At 45.3% G+C, this 17,896-nt stretch carries 19 protein-coding genes; 6 read left to right on the top strand and 13 right to left on the bottom strand.

Annotated elements, in window-relative coordinates; genetic code table 11:
• Nucleotides 1–252: 252 nt before the first annotated feature.
• Nucleotides 253–483: a PA3496 family putative envelope integrity protein gene (locus AC1YY3_RS09630; protein WP_481824529.1), complete on the top strand. Its 231-nt coding sequence runs from the start codon at nt 253–255 to the stop codon at nt 481–483.
• Between the two features lie 57 nt (nt 484–540).
• Here the strand turns inward: AC1YY3_RS09630 and rimK are convergent, their stop codons facing one another.
• The 4 genes from rimK to AC1YY3_RS09610 form a co-directional block, all read right to left on the bottom strand.
• Nucleotides 541–1,473, bottom strand: coding sequence for a 30S ribosomal protein S6--L-glutamate ligase (gene rimK, locus AC1YY3_RS09625; RefSeq protein ID WP_481824528.1), 933 nt, complete (start codon nt 1,471–1,473; stop codon nt 541–543).
• A 196-nt stretch (nt 1,474–1,669) separates the two neighbouring features.
• On the bottom strand, nt 1,670–2,026 hold the full coding sequence (locus AC1YY3_RS09620; RefSeq protein ID WP_481824527.1) for a hypothetical protein: 357 nt from the start codon (nt 2,024–2,026) through the stop codon (nt 1,670–1,672).
• Between the two features lie 135 nt (nt 2,027–2,161).
• Nucleotides 2,162–2,569: a ketosteroid isomerase-related protein gene (locus AC1YY3_RS09615; RefSeq protein WP_481824526.1), complete on the bottom strand. Its 408-nt coding sequence runs from the start codon at nt 2,567–2,569 to the stop codon at nt 2,162–2,164.
• Between the two features lie 46 nt (nt 2,570–2,615).
• Nucleotides 2,616–3,155 (bottom strand): DUF2062 domain-containing protein, encoded by a 540-nt coding sequence (locus AC1YY3_RS09610; protein WP_481824525.1) that lies wholly within the window; start codon nt 3,153–3,155, stop codon nt 2,616–2,618.
• Between the two features lie 68 nt (nt 3,156–3,223).
• Between AC1YY3_RS09610 and AC1YY3_RS09605 the strand changes: the two genes are divergently transcribed.
• On the top strand, nt 3,224–5,488 hold the full coding sequence (locus tag AC1YY3_RS09605) for a DNA internalization-related competence protein ComEC/Rec2 (protein WP_481824524.1): 2,265 nt from the start codon (nt 3,224–3,226) through the stop codon (nt 5,486–5,488).
• Nucleotides 5,489–5,814: 326 nt separating this feature from the next.
• On the opposite strand, the gene AC1YY3_RS09600 is transcribed toward AC1YY3_RS09605, so the two are convergent.
• Nucleotides 5,815–6,579 (bottom strand): ABC transporter permease, encoded by a 765-nt coding sequence (locus tag AC1YY3_RS09600; protein WP_481824523.1) that lies wholly within the window; start codon nt 6,577–6,579, stop codon nt 5,815–5,817.
• A 3-nt stretch (nt 6,580–6,582) separates the two neighbouring features.
• Nucleotides 6,583–7,581, bottom strand: a complete 999-nt coding sequence (locus AC1YY3_RS09595) for an ABC transporter ATP-binding protein (protein WP_481824522.1) — start codon at nt 7,579–7,581, stop codon at nt 6,583–6,585.
• 298 nt (nt 7,582–7,879) lie between these two features.
• Here AC1YY3_RS09595 and ppx point away from each other — a divergent pair, with 298 nt between their 5' ends.
• Both ppx and AC1YY3_RS09585 read left to right on the top strand, forming a co-directional pair.
• Nucleotides 7,880–9,379 (top strand): exopolyphosphatase, encoded by a 1,500-nt coding sequence (ppx, locus tag AC1YY3_RS09590; protein ID WP_481824521.1) that lies wholly within the window; start codon nt 7,880–7,882, stop codon nt 9,377–9,379.
• 6 nt (nt 9,380–9,385) lie between these two features.
• Nucleotides 9,386–10,618, top strand: coding sequence for a hypothetical protein (locus AC1YY3_RS09585; RefSeq protein ID WP_481824520.1), 1,233 nt, complete (start codon nt 9,386–9,388; stop codon nt 10,616–10,618).
• A gap of 129 nt (nt 10,619–10,747) precedes the next feature.
• On the opposite strand, the gene AC1YY3_RS09580 is transcribed toward AC1YY3_RS09585, so the two are convergent.
• On the bottom strand, nt 10,748–11,752 hold the full coding sequence (locus tag AC1YY3_RS09580) for a cytochrome-c peroxidase (RefSeq protein ID WP_481824519.1): 1,005 nt from the start codon (nt 11,750–11,752) through the stop codon (nt 10,748–10,750).
• Nucleotides 11,753–11,984: 232 nt separating this feature from the next.
• Entirely contained in the window at nt 11,985–12,545 is a 561-nt protein-coding gene (locus AC1YY3_RS09575) for a MarR family winged helix-turn-helix transcriptional regulator (RefSeq protein ID WP_481824518.1), read from the bottom strand.
• Nucleotides 12,546–12,649: 104 nt separating this feature from the next.
• On the opposite strand from AC1YY3_RS09575, the gene AC1YY3_RS09570 reads away from it, so the two are divergent.
• Nucleotides 12,650–12,913: a DUF2024 family protein gene (locus tag AC1YY3_RS09570; RefSeq protein ID WP_481824517.1), complete on the top strand. Its 264-nt coding sequence runs from the start codon at nt 12,650–12,652 to the stop codon at nt 12,911–12,913.
• Between the two features lie 36 nt (nt 12,914–12,949).
• Here AC1YY3_RS09570 and AC1YY3_RS09565 read toward each other — a convergent pair whose 3' ends face one another.
• The 4 genes from AC1YY3_RS09565 to miaA form a co-directional block, all read right to left on the bottom strand.
• Entirely contained in the window at nt 12,950–13,456 is a 507-nt protein-coding gene (locus AC1YY3_RS09565) for a TPM domain-containing protein (RefSeq protein ID WP_481824516.1), read from the bottom strand.
• Nucleotides 13,450–14,352, bottom strand: a complete 903-nt coding sequence (locus AC1YY3_RS09560) for a TPM domain-containing protein (protein ID WP_481824515.1) — start codon at nt 14,350–14,352, stop codon at nt 13,450–13,452. Before AC1YY3_RS09560 ends, AC1YY3_RS09565 begins: the two co-directional genes overlap by 7 nt.
• Nucleotides 14,353–14,377: 25 nt before the next feature.
• The gene (locus AC1YY3_RS09555) at nt 14,378–15,076 is read right to left on the bottom strand and encodes a LemA family protein (protein WP_481824514.1); all 699 of its coding nucleotides are present in this window, start codon (nt 15,074–15,076) and stop codon (nt 14,378–14,380) included.
• A gap of 391 nt (nt 15,077–15,467) precedes the next feature.
• Entirely contained in the window at nt 15,468–16,424 is a 957-nt protein-coding gene (miaA, locus tag AC1YY3_RS09550) for a tRNA (adenosine(37)-N6)-dimethylallyltransferase MiaA (RefSeq protein WP_481824513.1), read from the bottom strand.
• Between the two features lie 214 nt (nt 16,425–16,638).
• Between miaA and AC1YY3_RS09545 the strand changes: the two genes are divergently transcribed.
• The gene (locus AC1YY3_RS09545; RefSeq protein WP_481824512.1) at nt 16,639–17,145 is read left to right on the top strand and encodes a hypothetical protein; all 507 of its coding nucleotides are present in this window, start codon (nt 16,639–16,641) and stop codon (nt 17,143–17,145) included.
• Nucleotides 17,146–17,325: 180 nt separating this feature from the next.
• Here the strand turns inward: AC1YY3_RS09545 and AC1YY3_RS09540 are convergent, their stop codons facing one another.
• Nucleotides 17,326–17,610, bottom strand: coding sequence for a hypothetical protein (locus tag AC1YY3_RS09540; protein WP_481824511.1), 285 nt, complete (start codon nt 17,608–17,610; stop codon nt 17,326–17,328).
• Nucleotides 17,611–17,896 lie beyond the last annotated feature (286 nt).

The raw sequence follows: 17,896 nt of genomic DNA, 5'->3' as shown, positions 1-17,896 counted from the left end.
CAATCTGGTATCTTTGTATCTGGGTTAGCTGTTTATAACCTTTCATAAGCTTCCTCATCTTTGGTCGGATTGAAAAAGCCTTGAACTATATCAGCTAACCTCTTTCAATCACGTTAAAATGAATTGCACTTATGAGTTGAATCTAAGTTCCCATAAAACCAGCTATTATTACATTTATGTAGACATACCCACTTGCTGTAAACGCTTGTGTTGCGATTAAACGAGAGATATTTTATGTGAGGCTATCCCAAAATGACGAATGAGACATCTAAACCAATAGCAAAGACAGGCTCGCAAAGCAGTACAGAAGTCGAACACGATGCTGACGATATTTTCGAGGAGGGTGAATTTGTGCCGCTAGTTGATGGCATCGAAAAAGAAATCATCAAAAGAGATACCCGCAGAAAAATCGAAATTTATTGGGAAAAAAAACAATTAAGAGACCAATTTGACGATTTTGATGATTCTGAATTTGATTTTTAAGTCGTAGGCTTTTATTGCCCCCCAAAAGAATCAATACCAACTATTGATAAAAGCCAGTTAACCTTTACCACGCGTACGCGTTCGAGTGGCTGATTTTATATCTACCGTTTCCAATGACTCAAAACGTTTTTCGATAAACTGGATAATCAAACCAGCAATATCTTTGCCGCTGACTTCTTCTATACCCTTTAATCCCGGTGAGGAGTTAACTTCCATAATCACAGAACCATGATTAGAACGCAGCATATCAACGCCACAGACATTCAAGCCCATAATTTTTGCCGCCCGTACGGCAGTAGAGCGTTCTTCTGGCGTTAGCCGCACTAAGGACGCAGAACCACCACGATGTAAATTAGACCGAAATTCACCGTCACAGCCCTGCCGTTTCATTGCCGCCACCACCTTATCTCCGACCACAAAACAACGAATATCACTGCCACCTGCTTCTTTGATAAATTCCTGAACCATAATATTGGCCTTCAAGCCCATAAAAGCTTGGATAACGCTTTCTGCGGCATTGTGCGTCTCGGCCAGCACTACGCCAATGCCTTGCGTGCCTTGCAATAATTTTATGACCAACGGCGCACCGCCCACTTGGGCGATAAGGTCGGCAATGTCATCTGGATTATTGGCGAATCCGGTCACTGGCAAACCGATACCTTTACGGGCAAGCAACTGCATGGAACGCAACTTGTCACGAGCGCGGGAAATCGCCACTGACTCATTCAGCGGCAATACATTCATCATCTCAAACTGGCGCAGTACTGCCGTGCCATAAAAGGTAACAGACGCACCGATGCGGGGAATGACCGCATCAAAATCCGTTAATGCTTCGCCGCGATAATGGATGGATGGATTATGCGAGGTGATGTTCATATAACACCGTAAAACATCCAATACTCTGACCTCATGACCGCGTGCTTCGGCGGCTTCGACTAAGCGTATGGTCGAATAGAGTTTGGTGTTGCGGGACAAAATTGCGATTTTCATTAATCAGCGATCAATCTAGGGCGATAAGGGCGCATATTCTGGCATGAAATAGGTGAAGCTGCATTATAGATGTTTAGCGTCACAGTTAAGACCATGTGTCATAGCGATTTAACTGACCCCGTGGTATATCGAAGGAGTTGCATCACACAGCTTAGGTTTAAAGGCTCATTCCTGAGAAAACGACACCAAGCCGTTGTTATAACTGGTTGTCAATTTTACCTTTGGCATACCTCATAGAAAAATAGCCAACCAAAGCTCCCCATAACAGCATGTAGAAGCCATGAACCATAAATTCAGCACTAAAACTATTTACATGCCTGTAGTAATCCATAAGGTCATCGGCCAAGATCAACGCTAAAACCAAATAAACTGAAATCTTTAGTTTAATTTTGTGTTCATAGAAATAGCCAATCCCTAAAATAATGAAGCCCGTGAAAAACCGGATGCCACTGTGGACGAGCATCTCCCAATTAAAGATGTCAATTTTTAATGCTGCATTCACAAAATAAAGCAGAATCAATCCCACAAAAATGGCAATGCTGACTAATTTCATAATGCACTTATTTCTTAAGGTAATTGAGTCAAAAAACTGTCATTCTGGAAGGAGTTGCCGAAATCCAGAAGGCAAGGTTGCTTTGAGTTAGTTGCGCCTTTACGAACAATTTGTTTGCCTGATTTAAATAGCAACCTACCCGCCAACTTGGGCGATCCAATCTTGCAGATTGTAGTAATTGGTAATCCGGGCGACTTTGTTGTCACGTATCTCGAAGAATGCACCAGCAGGAAGATGGTATTCTTGCCCTTTTGCGTCAGGCAGGCCTTCATCGGATTGGATATATTTGCCTAAAACGACAAACTCCGCAGCAGCACGCGTGCCATCGGCTGTCGCCATAATCACCATATCAACCAGTTGCTCTTTATAGTTGAAATTCATGCAAGCCATGAATTGCTTGAAGGCATCCTTACCGATTTCACGTTTGCCCTGGTTGATGTCATGGATGACATCATCAGTCAGCAGGTTTAAAAAAGTGTCCATATCGGCGCTGTTGAAAGCAGTATAGTATTGTTCTATAAGGTTGATAGCTTGTTGATTCATGACTACATCGTTAAGTTAAAGGTAAAAAGTATTTTATAACTGGTTTCTATTTTGATCGTTCAGCTCGTTTCTGCTTTCTTGCTGCCCATTTCTTGCTGACTTGATAACGCCAGTAGGAATCCATGCCAATGTAGCCAGCAAGCGAGCATAGCAAACCTAAAATAAGGCAACCCAGCAAGAATGGCCCCATCACCGTTCCCAAGCCAGACCACAACCCTTCTAAAGAGAAGACGAAATCATCAGCAGGTGACGGATGACCTGAAAAGCGAAGACCAACTCGGTAAGCAAAATAAAACAGCGGTGGCATGGTGATAGGGTTGGTTATCCACACCAACGCTACCGAAACCAACAGGTTCGCGCGGAAATAAATAGCGGCGGCGGCTGCAAAGGCCATTTGTGTGGGTGTTGGTGCCCAGGCGAAAAAAAGACCGATGGCAACGGCTGCTGCGATGGAACGTCGACTAATATGCCAAAGATTGGGGTTTTGTAATTTATCACCTAAAAATTGGAGGTTTTTGTTCTTACTAATGACCTCTGGATTTGGGATGAATCTGTGGATTAATTTTTGTATAAATTCCTTAGCCATGTGTGTTCTTATAGTTATATTTTTGGCTAAGTTTACCAGATTTCCAACCTAAATAATTAGCACATTCAATGGTTGTACGCATCCTATTTTTTCTTGCCGGAATATTGCTTGTCCAACAACCGTCGGCATTGCCAGAACTTGTTTGGCTGGTTGTGGGTGTCGCCATTGTAGGTGTCCTGGCGTGGTTGCGTTATTGGCGTTGGGTGTTTTTCCTGTCTGGTGTGTTATGGGCGGTTATATTTGCTTCGGTTAGATTAGCAGACCAATTACCGGAGTCGTTGGCAGGTCAGGATATTCAGATTAAAGGCTATATTGCTGATTTGCCAGAACATGAAAGCAATCATGTACGCTTTAATCTCAAGGTGGTGAAGACCGCGCACAATGTCCCCAATAACTTAAGACTAACCTGGTATTACCCTGATCAGACCATAAAAGCGGGGCAACATTGGTCGTTTACGGTCAGATTAAAACGTCCACATGGCAATCTTAATCCCGGCGGTTTTGATTATGAACGTTGGTTATTTGTCGAGGGCATAGGTGCTACCGGTTATATCCGTACCAAACCGCAACCTAAGCTGTTGGATAGCGGTTCTACCCAAACCAGCCTGTTGGTTTGGCGGCAACATATCGCCGATCAATTAGAGCAAATACTCGCTAATAGTAGCAACCTACCGTTGATTAAAGCGTTAACAATTGGCGATGGCAACAGTCTTTCTGCTAACCAGTGGGACATATTCCGCAAAACTGGCACAACCCATCTGATGGTTATTTCCGGCTCACATATTGGTTTGGTTGCCGGGCTAGTGTATTTATTGGTCATCAGGCTTTGGGCTTGGACAGGTATTTTGGCATGGTCTCCCCAGAAAGTCGCGGCTATCGTGGCGTTAGTGACAGCCATATTTTATGCGGGCTTAACGGGCTTTTCGGTACCTGCACAGCGTTCGGCATTGATGATTGCTATCGCTATGGTTGCAGTAATCCAGCAACGTAATACTCGACCTTACCACATCCTCGCTGTTGCCTTATTCGCCGTCCTGATTGTTGATCCACTGGTCGTATTATCGGCGGGATTCTGGTTATCGTTTATTGCCGTTAGTTTGATTATTTATACTATCGCCGCACGTTTAGATAAACCGAGCTTTTTTCGCGGCAGTATCAAGATCAACTGGGTGACTTCGGTAGGATTAGCACCGTTATTATTATTCTTTTTCCAGCAAGTTTCGCTGATTGCGCCGTTAGCCAATTTAATCGCCGTACCAATCATCAGCTTAATAATCGTCCCATTAGCCTTGCTTGCTACTTTGGTTATGTTAGTAGTACCGATAGCTGCGGCAAAAATATTCCTAGTCGTGGATTTTGCATTACAGGGCTTATGGTGGATTCTAGTCAAATTAGCCGATTTGCCCTTATCGACCATAAGCCACACCCAACCATCATGGTGGGCATTAAGTTTTGCTGTGCCAGGGATACTATTACTGTTCGCGCCTAAGGGAATACCATCTCGGTGGCTAGGTTTGATGATGCTGTTGCCTTTGATTTTCACCCAATCAGACAAAATAGCATCCGGCGTTATCAAAATGACCTTATTGAATGTCGGACAAGGCTTATCGGCGGTTGTACAAACAACAAATCACGTCCTGGTTTACGATACGGGCGCGAAGTTTTCTGCGACCAGCGATATGGGGCAAAGCGTTGTCGTCCCTTTTTTACGTAATCAAGGTACTGATAAGGTTGATACCTTAATTGTCAGTCATGGCGATAATGACCACATTGGTGGGGCTGCTTCCTTGATGACCAGCATCCGCACCGAAAAACTATTGACCAGCGTACCGCAGCTATTGGGTAATTATTCCCCAACTCAGTGCAAAGCGGGGCAATCCTGGTCTTGGGATAAGGTCACATTTTCCATCATATCCCCGCAGATTGGCACTAACTCATCAGAAAATGACAATTCCTGCGTTCTACAAATTCACACACAACAAGGTACTGCACTATTAACTGGCGACATTGAGGCGACGGCTGAGTCGTGGCTGGTTGAAAATTATAAAGATGCGCTGAAAGCCGATGTCCTTATTGCACCGCATCATGGCAGCCAAACCTCGTCAACAGCCGCGTTCTTGAAAGCGGTTAAGCCCAGTGTTATCTTGATTCCAGCAGGTTATCGCAACCAATTCGGACATCCCCATGAAGAGGTTATTGCACGTTACCGAGATTTGCATATTAAGTGGTTCAACAGTGCTGACGAGGGTGCTATTTTGCTTAACTTTAATAAGGCTATATCGATTGAATCATGGCGAGTGACCGAAGGAAAGTACTGGAACTACAAAAAATAATCGGATTTTCAAGATATTTCTGCCGAATCGATACAAAAACCCATGACCGAAAATGTCTGTGGCATAACCAGCATGAAAGGCTCTGTTTAGCCGGACGGGGCATGTTGCCCCGTTCGTAAGGTTTCGACGTGGCACAAAAACGCCACCGTCGGCAAAACGTGAGTGACGGGGTAACATACCCCGTAACGCATTCGTTGCTATACCCCACCAATGTAAAACAGGTGAGCGATGCTGCACGACAGCGAGTAGCCTGGTGGAGCTTGCGGAATCTGGGTTTTCGTTGCTCCGATGCCCCGTATTACGTTGCACTTCATACGGGCTACTTGTCAATTCTTAATCCCCGTCCCCCGATGCAACATAACCAAACTAAATCCTGCCAACAACACTATAAACCCCGCAATCATCATAAACGCCAGTTGAATATCCACATCGGTTACGCCGATCATACCGTAACGGAAGGCGTTGATCATATACATAATGGGATTGCCCATGATGAGGGTTTGCCAAATACCAGTCAGCATATCGACGGAATAAAATACGCCACCCAAATAGCTTAATGGCGTTAAGACAAAGTTGGGGATGATAGAAATATCGTCAAAACTTTCGGCAAGAATCGCGTTGATGAAGCCTGCCAGGGAGAATAAGGTGGCGGTCAGGATGGCTACAGCAATGGTAAGTCCTGGGTGCAACACCACAATGTCGGCAAATAGCATAGAGATAAGCGCGACAACGATGCCTACCAACAAGCCCCTGAAGATGCCGCCGCTGATATAACCGGTCAAGATTACCCAATTGGGTACGGGCGCGACCAGTAATTCTTCGATGTTGCGCTGGAATTTGGTGGAGTAAAACGACGACACCACATTCGAGTAGGAATGGCTGATGACCGACATCAAGATGATGCCAGGGACGATGTAATCCATATAGCTTGCGCCGCTGATCGTACCGATCCGGTTGCCGATGAGTTTACCGAAAATGAGGAAATACAAGGCCGTGGTAATCGCTGGCGGCAACAGGGTTTGCGGCCATATCCGCAAGAAGCGGTATACTTCTTTTTTGATGATGGTCTTTAGGGCGATGCTGTAGTTCATTGTTTAATAGCCCTCACCCTTGCCCTCTCCTTTATGCCCTTGGGGTGCTGGGGGAGAAGGGGTTATTTGTGGTGTTGGGTTGTTTTGTGATGACTTGGAGTCGATCAAATCCATAAATAATTGCTCGAGGCGGTTGCTTTTGTTTTTTAGGCTGAGGACTTTGATGTTTTTCACGCTTAACTGGCTAAATAGCTGGTTAAGCCCGACCGCTTTGGGTACGGAGACATCCAGCACTTTGTCACTGGTACGTTCTACATGGCAACCTTCCAGTACGGGTACAACCGCAAGCGGCTCGGCCAAATCCAGCACAAAATGATCGACATTCAACCGCGCCAACAGGCTTGCCATATCGGTATTTTCAACAATTTTACCCTGGTCGATAATGGCGATATTGCGGCACAGGCTTTCGGCTTCTTCCAAATAATGTGTGGTCAAGATGATGGTGGTGCCTTGTTGGTTGACTTCTTTCATCAATTTCCACATGGAGCGGCGGATTTCGATGTCCACCCCTGCGGTCGGTTCGTCTAATATCAACAGCTTAGGTGCGTGTACCATTGCCCGTGCGATCATCACGCGGCGTTTCATGCCACCGGATAAGCGCCGGGAAATGCTATTGCGCTTGTCCCATAAATCCATTTGTTTCAGGCACAGTTCTGTCCGTTGTAGTGCCAGTTTGCGTGGCATTCCGTAGTAACCGGCTTGGTTCAACACGATGCCCTGCACGGTATCAAACTGGTTAAAATTGACTTCCTGTGGCACCAGGCCGATGCAACTTTTGGCTTGCTCGCGTTCCTTAACTAAATCGTGCCCAAAGATGCTGACCGAGCCACTGCTTGCTGTCACCAACGAGCTGATAATGCCGATTGCGGTAGACTTACCTGCGCCATTTGGACCGAGCAGAGCGAAGAAATCTCCGGCTTGAACTTCCAGGTCGATGCCTTTTAAGGCGACAAAACCATTTTTATAGGTTTTCTTAAGATTGCTGATGGATAATGCCGTCATGTTGCAACTATTGCTTAACGTGGATACTCAAATCAGTTAAATTAGACTGAACAGCTAAATAACTGGATTATTGTTTATGCTAATGACTCGGCATTCTATCAGATACAGCCCACAGAAACTTCTAAAATACCCGAATACCTTGTGGGTAGTGGGTTTAGACTGTGTTTTTTGATGGGCTTGTGTGTTTTGGAGTGCAAACTTAGGTTTGCCACTCCGTCCTATCAAACAACGCGTTATGGGTTTTCCCCACTACCCAACTCTGACCTGCACATTCATCCATAGCTAAAACAGGATTTTCATGACTAAGAAACCACCCCGCTGTGTCGCTGCTGTAGACCTGGGTTCCAACAGTTTTCACATGATTGTTTGCAGCTTAAGTGATGGCAAATTGCAGACGGTAGACCGCCTACGTGAGATGGTCAGATTGGCGGATGGACTCGACAAAAAAAATGTGTTGGCTCAAGACACCCAAAAACGGGCATTGGCTTGCCTGGAGCGGTTTGGGCAACGTATCCGCGATTTTCCGCATGAAAGTGTCAGGGCAGTAGGTACTAACACCTTACGTAAAGCCAAGAACGCCCAGCAATTCCTGGAAAAAGCAGAACAAGCCTTAGATCATCCTATCCACATCATTTCCGGTATTGAAGAAGCGCGGTTGATTTATCAAGGTGTAGCGCACAGTGTCGGTAGCACAGGTGATCTTAGGCTAGTCGTTGATATAGGTGGCGGTAGCACGGAATATATCATCGGCAAGGAAGACATCCCCAAAAAGAAAGAAAGTCTATCTATGGGCTGTGTGACCATGAGCAAGCGTTTTTTTGCTCAAGGGAAATTATCGAAAAACGATTTTAATAAAGCCATCTTGTTTGCCGATCAACAACTTGAACCGTTCCAGAAAAAATTTCATCGTAAACACTGGGATCAAGCCATAGGCTCTTCAGGAACATTTCGCTCGATTGATAAGGTGCTACAAGCCAAAGGCTGGAGCAATAACGGCATAACCTTAAGCGGTCTTGAACTTTTGGTCGCGCATATTAGACAGTGTACTCACATCAATGAACTGAATTTGCCTGACTTGGATAATGAACGCTTACCGGTATTTCCAGGTGGTGTCGCCATTGCTTATGCCACCTTCAAAAACCTGGACATTGAGCAAATGAGCGTGGCTGATGGCGCACTGCGTGAAGGGCTAATCCAAGATTTGTTGGGGCGCATTTATGACCATGATATTCGCTCGGCTACTGCAAAAACCCTGGCAGAGCGTTATCACACTGACCAACAACATACTGACCGGATTAAACAGACGGTTAGCTACATGCTTATGCAATTGAATTACGAATCCTGTTTATTCAACAACGCACAAGCCGCACAATTTCTGGATTGGGCTGGGGAATTGCACGAAATTGGTCATGATATTGCCCACAATCAATACCACAAACACAGTGCTTATATCATCGAACATGGCGATCTGGCTGGCTTTACCAACCAAGACCAACTGCTGTTAGCCACCATCATCCGCTATCATAAGCGCAAGTTTTCGCGTAGCCATTTTAACGAACTACCTGCACCTTGGAACAACCTCGCCGCGTTTATGACCATCGTCCTACGTCTAGCTGTTGTGCTGCGCCGTAATCGCCAGGAACACGATTTGCCCGAATTTAGGATAGCCATTACGAAATCCAGAATTGAACTACGCTTTCCAGGTGACTGGCTACTCAGCGCACCGCTTACTCATGCTGATTTAATCCAGGAAGCGGATTATCTAAAAGCGGCTGGATTCAAATTGGAATTTTCCTGATAGGCGATGAAAACCTTATTACGACTGCCTTTGTATTGCCTTGCCGCACTTATCATGATGGTTGCGATGCTGGTTTTCTTTGGCATTAGCGATCAACCGGATCTACCACTTGATTGGGCAATAACGCAAGCGGATGTAAGTCGTGCCAAAAAAATTCTGCGTGAAGGCTCTAAAACCAGACTGGATGAAATCGGTACGATTGAATTAAGCCAAGCAGACCTTAACCTGTCCGCCAATTATCTATTAAACCGGTTTAGCAAAGGCAGGGCATTGATTTCTTTAAAAGAAAATAAGATAAAGTTTATCGTCACTGCTACTTTACCGGAAAATTTTCTGGGTAAATACCTGAATATTACCTTTCGCTTAGGCAATGAAAACGGCAGCCAACTACCCACGTTGACCAAGTTTAAGGCAGGTAAGCTATTGTTACCTTCCAAAGTTGCCGCTTTTGTTATCGAAACCGTCATCAAACACACGCCTTTAAATGAGTATCTGTTGTTGGCGACTGATCCGATCAAGGCGGTCGCCATCGACGACGAAAAAATCACCATTACTTATCATCCCAGCAAATACACGCTAAAAACCGCGCGTGAGCTACTCACCCACAATACCACCGATCAAGCCACTGTTTACCAAAACAAAATTGTCGAGATTACCCGTCAGCACGACCCTGATTGGCGTTTATCGCTGGCTGACCTTTTTCAACCTTTGTTTGCGCTTGCCTACCAACGATCTAGCTTAGAAACTGCGGTTGAAGAGAATCGGATTGTTATAAATACCATTAATGATTATGTAAACAACTCAAAAAACACGCAATTTTCACCTTATTACCCCGCTTTTTTATATAAACGTATCGATCTAGCCCAACATTTCATCGGTGCCGCAGCCATTACCGCATCGGTCAATAGCCAAATGGCTGAGGCATTAGGGGAAGAAAAAGAATTACAGGATGCCCAAAGTGGCAGCGGTTTCAGCTTTGTTGATTTGACAGCCGATAAGGCTGGCACACGCTTTGGTGCATTAGCAATTGCTAATCCAAATTCTGCGCGGAAATTGCAACAAGCCATGTCTACCATAAAAGACTACACGGATTTTATGCCTGATCCCAGAACCTTGCCTGAACACATGGACGAAGCCACGTTTACAAAACGTTATGGCTCAGTTAACAGCGAGGCTTATCGGAAAGTATCAGCAGAGATTGATGCGCTGATTTCAGCGACATCTATCTATTTGAAGTAATAGCAGAAATTAAATGTAGATCAAGTCAACACCGAAAGTTACTATAGCTTTTAGTACACTTCCACCAACCTTGGTAGTCGTAGCATAACCCGACAAATGTTGAGCTATGCTACGCCATATTTTACTGCTTTAGTTAAAAGTACTACCTGCGGTAGCTGGCAAATGCGGCATTTTTTGCTCAGGAAATTCACCCGTCAAGGCATTCAAAAACGCCACTATATCTGCAACTTCTTCTTTCGATAATTCCTTATCCAACTGTAATTTAGCCATTATTTTAACCGCTTCATCCAGGGTTTTAACCGCGCCATTATGGAAATACGGCGCAGTAAGCGCGATATTACGCAAGGTTGGCACTTTAAAGCGATGTTCATCGCCAGCCTTTTTGGACACTTCTGCCAAACCTAAGTCTTTATTAAAGTGGTACTTGGCTTGATACATGCCATTGCTATGCACTGGGAATAACTGGAATATGCCAGGACCGTTAAATGCAGGGCCACTGTGGCAACCCGTACAACCCAGTTCCGCCACCTTATTCATGCCGCGTACTTGCTGGTCGGTCATCGCTGATTGTTCGCCAGATGTATACTTATCGTACGGGCTGTTTGGGGTAATCAAGGTTCGTTCATAAGCCGCAATCGCTTTGGTTGCGGTATCTTTGGAGATAGCATTACCGCCAAACGCGTCAGCAAAGGCTTTTTGATAGCCTTCAATAGAATTCAAACGGGCAACCACATCATCCCAACTTTTCATGCCCATTTCGATTGGATTGGTCACAGGACCCGCCGCTTGGGCTTCCAGGCTTTCTGCTCTGCCATCCCAAAACTGCACGGTATTAAATGCCGCATTCCATACGGTTGGCGCACTGCGTCCGCCGGTTTGTCCGTTAACACCAATCGCAACCGGGCGATTATCTTCCCCGCCCAGCATCGTATTATGGCAGGATGAACACGATACCGTCCCTGTAGAAGACAAGCGCGGATCGTGGTATAGCATTTTGCCCAGCTCAACCTTCGCAGGTGTAGTGGGGTTATCACTAGGCGCAGGTGCTTCCGAGGGCAGCACGTCCCATGCTGAAGCTACAGAAACCGAACTTGCCAAGGCACACACCGTTAACAGAAAATTAAACTTAGTCATACTCTCCTCCAATTATTATTATTGATAGTCAGGCTACTTATACTACTAGGCATAAGCAATCCAGTAACTTTTTATTCCACCCGAATTGTAGAATATAAAATCGGCTAGGTACAATCAAATTACACGTAATGATTTGACCAAGGCGGACATCAAAATATACCGCTTGCAGAAAAAATTAGCTTGACCACCGAACTCTACCTAGAAGACAAGTGGGCATTTTTGGGAAGCCTCCCTACAACGCCCTATGCTCCTGACATATTTTTCCGCTATCGTCTTCAGTAAGCGCTTCCCTTGTCAGTCCACACAAGTGAACATCTGGTGATACGGTAAAATATTGGCAGGTTTTGCAAATCCCAAAAGACTGTGATTTGTTCGACTTTTGTAGAGCGGTTAACATGCTTACCAGCATTTCATCGTAATTTGATAATTTATCACTCACCAGTAAATCAGCCGCTTGATCGAACAGCTCAGTCGGTCTGGCTTGCTGCAACATTGCTTTGCCGTTGGGTAATAGACTTAAATGAACAACACGGCGGTCAGTGGTATCCGTAGTTTTGTTGACGTAAGCTTTTTTTTCCAATAACAGCAGGGTTTGTGAGACCGTTCCCCGCGTCATACCCAAGTAATTGGCAAGTGCAGCTGGGGTATCGCTGTATTTATTGCACCGTGAGAGGTAGTCCAAAATCTGTAAATGCACCGATTGCAAGCCAAATTCGGTACATTTTTTACGTTCTTCCGAGCGTAGCAATGCCGACATGCGTTCAATTAGATCGAAAACGGTAACTTTTTCCATAGCTTAACGCGGTCTGCTGATGGCAAGTTGACAATAAGGTGAGGGTATCATAAGCTTTATGTTTCGATTCGATACTTTATAATCGGCTTTTTTCGGAGTTAATTATGCCACTTTCTCACGTTTATGACACTTACGCAAAAGCTGCAAATGGAAGAATTATGCATTTTGATGTGGTTCTTGATGAGCAAGATCAGGACAAAGCGTTGCGATATGCCAAAGAATGGCTAACCAGCATTGACCATGCAGATGCGCTTGTAACCCAGGAAAATTGCGCGTTTTGCCACAGTGCCGAAGCACCGCCGGAATTGCGTAAGCAGATAGACATCCAGGGCTATGCTATTTACAAGCTTGAGGGGTGTCCTAAATAAAGCTTCAAGACAACTTTTTAGGTGTGGAGTCGCAATCTACCGCTTAATAATCACCGGTCTGTTCGGAAGTTCATTAGTATTATCTGAATTGGCTGGAAAATGAGCAGCCAGTAGACTGGTTATTTCCGCAATACCTTGCAATGATCCTTCCCGAAACCGCTTATCATGAAATTCTGTTTGGATAAGTTGGGCAATTCTATCCCATTCGGCTTGTTCCACGCGTTTGCTGATACCACGATCAGCCAAGATATGGACTTCGCGGTCGGCTAACTGGACATAAATCAACACACCGCTATTTTCCTCGGTATCCCATACCCGCAGGTTTGAAAAAACTTGTGCAGCGCGATGGCGTGCTGCCATGCCATGCCATACCCAGCCTGGAGCTAATGAGTTTTCTATGGCAAAGCGGAGTTCGCCGCTGTGTTGGGATTCTGATTGCTTGACGGTGTTTTCAATGTTGTTCAATACGTCCTCAGGAAACGACAAGCGCCAGCACCACGGCGGCATGAACGCATGTTTAAGCCAGCGCGATAATTTCACCATGAACCGGATGCGCCTCCGCCGCCAAAACTGCCTCCGCCACCGCCGCCCCAAGAGCTACCACCACTGCTACCTCCGCCCCAAGAGCCGCCACCTCCGCCATAATAGCCCCCTCCCCTATTCGACCAGCCACCGCCGCCACCCGAAGAATGGGCGCTGGTTAAAAAGAAGATAATAAGACCAATAATAATGGCACCTATTCCAAAACCCAGGAGGAAATAAGCCAGTGCGCCACTACCTATGCCAGCAATTAGCCCTCCCGTTGTGCGACCAAATAGGGACGACAGCATTGAACCTGCAAATAATCCGCCAAATAACAGGAAGATAAATCCGCCTTCGTCTTGTTGTGAAGTGTTTGTTTGTGTGGCTTCGGGGGCTGGTAACTGTTCACCGTCAATCAAGCTGATAATCTGATCGACTCCGGCATCAACCCCGCCAGCTAAATCGTCATTCTTGAAATAAGGTGTAATAGTTTCGGAAATAATTCGCTTGGCAATGGCATCGGGGATTACGCCTTCCAAACCATAACCGACTTCAACCCTGAGTTTGCGGTCATTCTTGGCGATAATCAAAATCAGACCGTCATCCACACCCTTGCGACCTATGCGCCATAAATCACCTACTTTAATACCGAATTCAGCAATATCTTCGGGTTGTGTAGTTGGTACGATCAACACGGCAATCTGACTGCCTTTTTTGGCTTCAAAGGCTGCTAGTTTGCTTTCTAACGCTTGGACTTGACCAGGATTAAGCGTTCCCGTCAGATCAGTTACGCGCTGTTCCAGCTTGGGAATTTCGACATACCCCCAAGCTGGAGCAAGCTGGCACAATAAAATCAGCCAGAACACCCACCCTAATTTGGCAAACGACCTGCTACTGTGCGAACTATCGGTTTTCATGCTGCAATCAGGCGAATATCCTCAGTTACTGACGTACAGGTTCAGCCGGAATAACGGGTGCAGGTAAGGTCATCGGTTGTTGCGGAGCAGCGGCAGGTGCGGGTACTGCGGCTGGCGCTGGCGCACCAAAATCGACTTTAGGCGGGATAGCTATCGCCTGTTCATTTTCCACCGTAAAGCTGGGTTTGGTTTTGTAACCGAACATCATCGCAGTCAGGTTAGTAGGGAATGAGCGCACGGTGATGTTGTAATCCTTAACCGTTGAAATGTAACGATTACGCGCAACCGTAATACGATTTTCCGTACCTTCCAATTGCGCTTGTAAGTCTCGGAATAAGCCATCGGCTTTCAATTGCGGGTAATTTTCCGCGACCACCATCAATTTTGACAAGGCGCTGCTCATCTGCCCTTGCGCGGCAATAAATTTCTTGAAAGCTTCTTCGTCATTAATCAATTCGGGGGTCGCATTGATCGAACCAACCCGCGAACGCGCATCGGTCACTTGGGTCAACACGTCTTTTTCATGTGCCGCATAACCTTTGACCACATTCACCAGATTTGGCACCAAATCGGCACGACGTTGGTATTGGTTTAACACTTCTGCCCAAGCGGCCTTGATTTCTTCATCGGAAGATTGGAAGGTGTTATAGCCACAACCCGAAAGCTGCAAGACGACAAGCAATAGCAGTGGAAATTTTAATAACTGCATGAGTTGGATAGGCATTTTGTTCCCCTAGCGTTAAAGTTGTTGAACAACTAATGAGCGATAAATACGATGAAATTCGGAATAATAGATCCAACTTACAACATTCTGGGTAATCTTAACAGGTTTTTGAAAAAAGGCAGGTTGTCAGCGGATAGGTGAGCCATCCTTGGCTCATAATGATTAAAGCGTTTAGTACCCGTTACAGCAGGATAACTAGCAGTAATACGACTAAGGGGTAGGCTAAAAACCGTACAAATTGTAAGCGCATCTTGAACTCTAGATTGGGTTATAACAAAAGGTTTAGATTATTAAAATCCGGCGTTTATTATGGAATGCGATTGCTGAATTTCAACTGAATGAAAGACCCGTGTTAAAACTGCTATGTAAAATCAAATAGCACGGCAACAATTTAAGCACTGTTAAACTTATTATTTATCCTGTTATTTATCATGGCTAATGCAAAATCGACCAAATCAGGCATATTGGTATCAAGGTGCAACGCATCGGTTTCTCGCCGCAACCAGGTAAATTGCCGCTTCGCCAGTTGACGGGTGGCGATAATACCCTTATCTATCATCGTAGCTTCATCGTAATCGCCGTGCAGATAAGCCCACACTTGCCGATAACCTACCGCCCTTATCGACGGCATTTTTTCTGTCAAATCGCCACGATTAACTAGCATTTCAACTTCTTCAATAAGGCCCTGCTCCAGCATGTGATGGAATCGACTGGCGATAATGTCATGCAAGGTCTTTCGCTCTTTTGGGGCAACAATCAATTTGATTATTCGATAAGGAATAGCTTGTTGCACCTCGGCAAAATAAGCCGTCAACGGTTTGCCAGTGATTTCATAGACTTCCAGTGCGCGTTGGATGCGCTGCGGATCATTGGGATGAATTCTGGCAGCGGATTCTGGATCAATGTTTGCAAGCCGTTGATGTAATGCCTCTTTACCTAGGCTTATTAATTCAGCATCCAATTTCGCCCTAACAGCAGCATCGGCTTCCGGCAGTTCAGCAAGCCCGTTGTTCAAAGCATTGAAATACAACATCGTACCGCCGACCAGAATCGGTAAACGTCCACGCTGGCAAATTTCTTCCATTAATGCCAAAGCTTTATTCTTGAACTGTCCAGTGGAAAATGATTCTCTAGGGTCGAGAATATCAATCAAGTGATGCGGTATGCCACCCCTATCCGCTAACGTGGGTTTTGCCGTGCCTATATCCATGCCACGGAAAACCAATGCTGAATCGACGCTGATGATTTCGCCATTAAGCGTTTGCGCCAACTGCACGGCCAATTTTGATTTTCCTGAAGCCGTTGGGCCCATGAGGAAAATGGCGGGGGGATAGTTGTCTTTCACCATTACTCAGAAACTAAAGTAGATTTCATCCACATTTGGGGGAGAGGGTTTAGATAAGAACGATAAAGTAACTGCAGCTCTATTATCGCATCGACCTTCGTTCTCAGGTTGATAACATTGCCAGCATCCCCGCTTAACATCCCGTTAATGTAGATTGTGTATAACACCTTGGGTGTAAATCGTGGACTCACGGATTGCACATATTTGAGAATATATTATGACATTAAAAACAAGTAGTTATCTAAACAACGGGGATTTGATGAAAACAACTAGAATAATAAACACTCTAAACCTTAATTTTCTTGTATTAAGTTTACTGCTAATCGTTACTCAAAAAGCGGGGGCTGAGTGTGTATCTGGCTCGATAACTTTGAAGGCACCGCTGTATACCGCCACTGTCGATGCTTCTCGAATGATCACATATCAGAGACTTATTGGTAATGTCGTTAAAAAAGCAGCCTTAACAAAAGATTGCGTCGGTTCTACCATTTATACAATCACCGGCACCAAAAGCTTGCCCTACCCCGATGGCACTCGGCTGGTGGTAGTCGGAAAAAATGTTTTCAACTCGCCAACACCCGCAGCACTGGCCTTGACCGTGACCAATGGTTCTATCGACAGCATTGTCACGGCAGCAGGTACTCAAACCGGCATAAACACCGATTCCTTTGGCATCTATTTAAATTCAACTATGGTCATGAGGGTTAAGCAGCCTTGGAAATAATGACTTGAGCTTAACATCCGAATCATTGCGGAATCGGTCTTTTAATGTTTGAACCGTCGTGTTGAGCTTGTCGAAGCACTCACGCCTTTCGACAGGCTCAAGGCGAACGGACTTTAAAGCTTCATAAGGCCGAATCAATAACCGCATTGGTAACACCCTCATGGAGAGCCTGCACAGCAATTATTTTGCAGGCGCAGCTTCCTTTGGACTCTCAACTTCTTTTGGCGTTTCAGCCGCTTTTTGAGCCTCTATCGCTTTTTGCGCTTCAGCCGCTTTTTGGGCTTCAGCGGCTTTTTGCTTTTCCGCAGCCTTTTTCTTTCTTTCTTCAGCTTTATGCGCTAGCGCAGCTCTTTGCTCCGCCGCACGAGTCGAAGAAATCCCGCCGCTTTCATAAGCTTCTTCAGCTTGGGTAAGTGCAGGCGACAAAAGTGCTAATACCGCGCAAAGACATAATGGCAATGACATTTTGATTGATTTTATAGTTAACATAATCACCTCTTAATTTTAATTAAAATAGTTATTCAAATTTAACGCAACCCCGTAATTCTGCAAAAATATGAGCCATTTATGGCTTATAAATAGCCAATTAACATCGCATATTTCCTTAAATTAAGGATACAACCTGCGGCAGGGAAACCACAAAAGTCGTGCATAGTCTAGCGGTTTACGCTGACTTTGGGAATGCGACAAATTGTCACAGCTTGGACAGCGCGGATGTGGTGAACACAGTGAACCGCATCCTATCGGACTC

It is taken from the genome of Methyloglobulus sp., from assembly GCF_964779595.1.
The sequence above is the reverse complement of the archived record's forward strand: the minus strand, read 5'-3'. Positions and strand labels throughout refer to the sequence as shown.

Bases quoted from the DNA above. Each gene is read 5' to 3' on its own strand.
- AC1YY3_RS09600 (WP_481824523.1), bottom strand. From the start codon at position 6,579: ATGAACTACAGCATCGCCCTAAAGACCATCATCAAAAAAGAAGTATAC.
- AC1YY3_RS09620 (WP_481824527.1), bottom strand. From the start codon at position 2,026: ATGAAATTAGTCAGCATTGCCATTTTTGTGGGATTGATTCTGCTTTAT.
- AC1YY3_RS09595 (WP_481824522.1), bottom strand. From the start codon at position 7,581: ATGACGGCATTATCCATCAGCAATCTTAAGAAAACCTATAAAAATGGT.
- rimK (WP_481824528.1), bottom strand. From the start codon at position 1,473: ATGAAAATCGCAATTTTGTCCCGCAACACCAAACTCTATTCGACCATA.
- AC1YY3_RS09585 (WP_481824520.1), top strand. From the start codon at position 9,386: ATGAAAACCTTATTACGACTGCCTTTGTATTGCCTTGCCGCACTTATC.
- AC1YY3_RS09630 (WP_481824529.1), top strand. From the start codon at position 253: ATGACGAATGAGACATCTAAACCAATAGCAAAGACAGGCTCGCAAAGC.
- miaA (WP_481824513.1), bottom strand. From the start codon at position 16,424: ATGGTGAAAGACAACTATCCCCCCGCCATTTTCCTCATGGGCCCAACG.
- AC1YY3_RS09555 (WP_481824514.1), bottom strand. From the start codon at position 15,076: ATGCCTATCCAACTCATGCAGTTATTAAAATTTCCACTGCTATTGCTT.
- AC1YY3_RS09560 (WP_481824515.1), bottom strand. From the start codon at position 14,352: ATGAAAACCGATAGTTCGCACAGTAGCAGGTCGTTTGCCAAATTAGGG.
- AC1YY3_RS09545 (WP_481824512.1), top strand. From the start codon at position 16,639: ATGACATTAAAAACAAGTAGTTATCTAAACAACGGGGATTTGATGAAA.
- AC1YY3_RS09615 (WP_481824526.1), bottom strand. From the start codon at position 2,569: ATGAATCAACAAGCTATCAACCTTATAGAACAATACTATACTGCTTTC.
- AC1YY3_RS09610 (WP_481824525.1), bottom strand. From the start codon at position 3,155: ATGGCTAAGGAATTTATACAAAAATTAATCCACAGATTCATCCCAAAT.
- AC1YY3_RS09575 (WP_481824518.1), bottom strand. From the start codon at position 12,545: ATGGAAAAAGTTACCGTTTTCGATCTAATTGAACGCATGTCGGCATTG.
- AC1YY3_RS09565 (WP_481824516.1), bottom strand. From the start codon at position 13,456: ATGGTGAAATTATCGCGCTGGCTTAAACATGCGTTCATGCCGCCGTGG.
- AC1YY3_RS09540 (WP_481824511.1), bottom strand. From the start codon at position 17,610: ATGTCATTGCCATTATGTCTTTGCGCGGTATTAGCACTTTTGTCGCCT.
- AC1YY3_RS09605 (WP_481824524.1), top strand. From the start codon at position 3,224: ATGGTTGTACGCATCCTATTTTTTCTTGCCGGAATATTGCTTGTCCAA.
- ppx (WP_481824521.1), top strand. From the start codon at position 7,880: ATGACTAAGAAACCACCCCGCTGTGTCGCTGCTGTAGACCTGGGTTCC.
- AC1YY3_RS09580 (WP_481824519.1), bottom strand. From the start codon at position 11,752: ATGACTAAGTTTAATTTTCTGTTAACGGTGTGTGCCTTGGCAAGTTCG.
- AC1YY3_RS09570 (WP_481824517.1), top strand. From the start codon at position 12,650: ATGCCACTTTCTCACGTTTATGACACTTACGCAAAAGCTGCAAATGGA.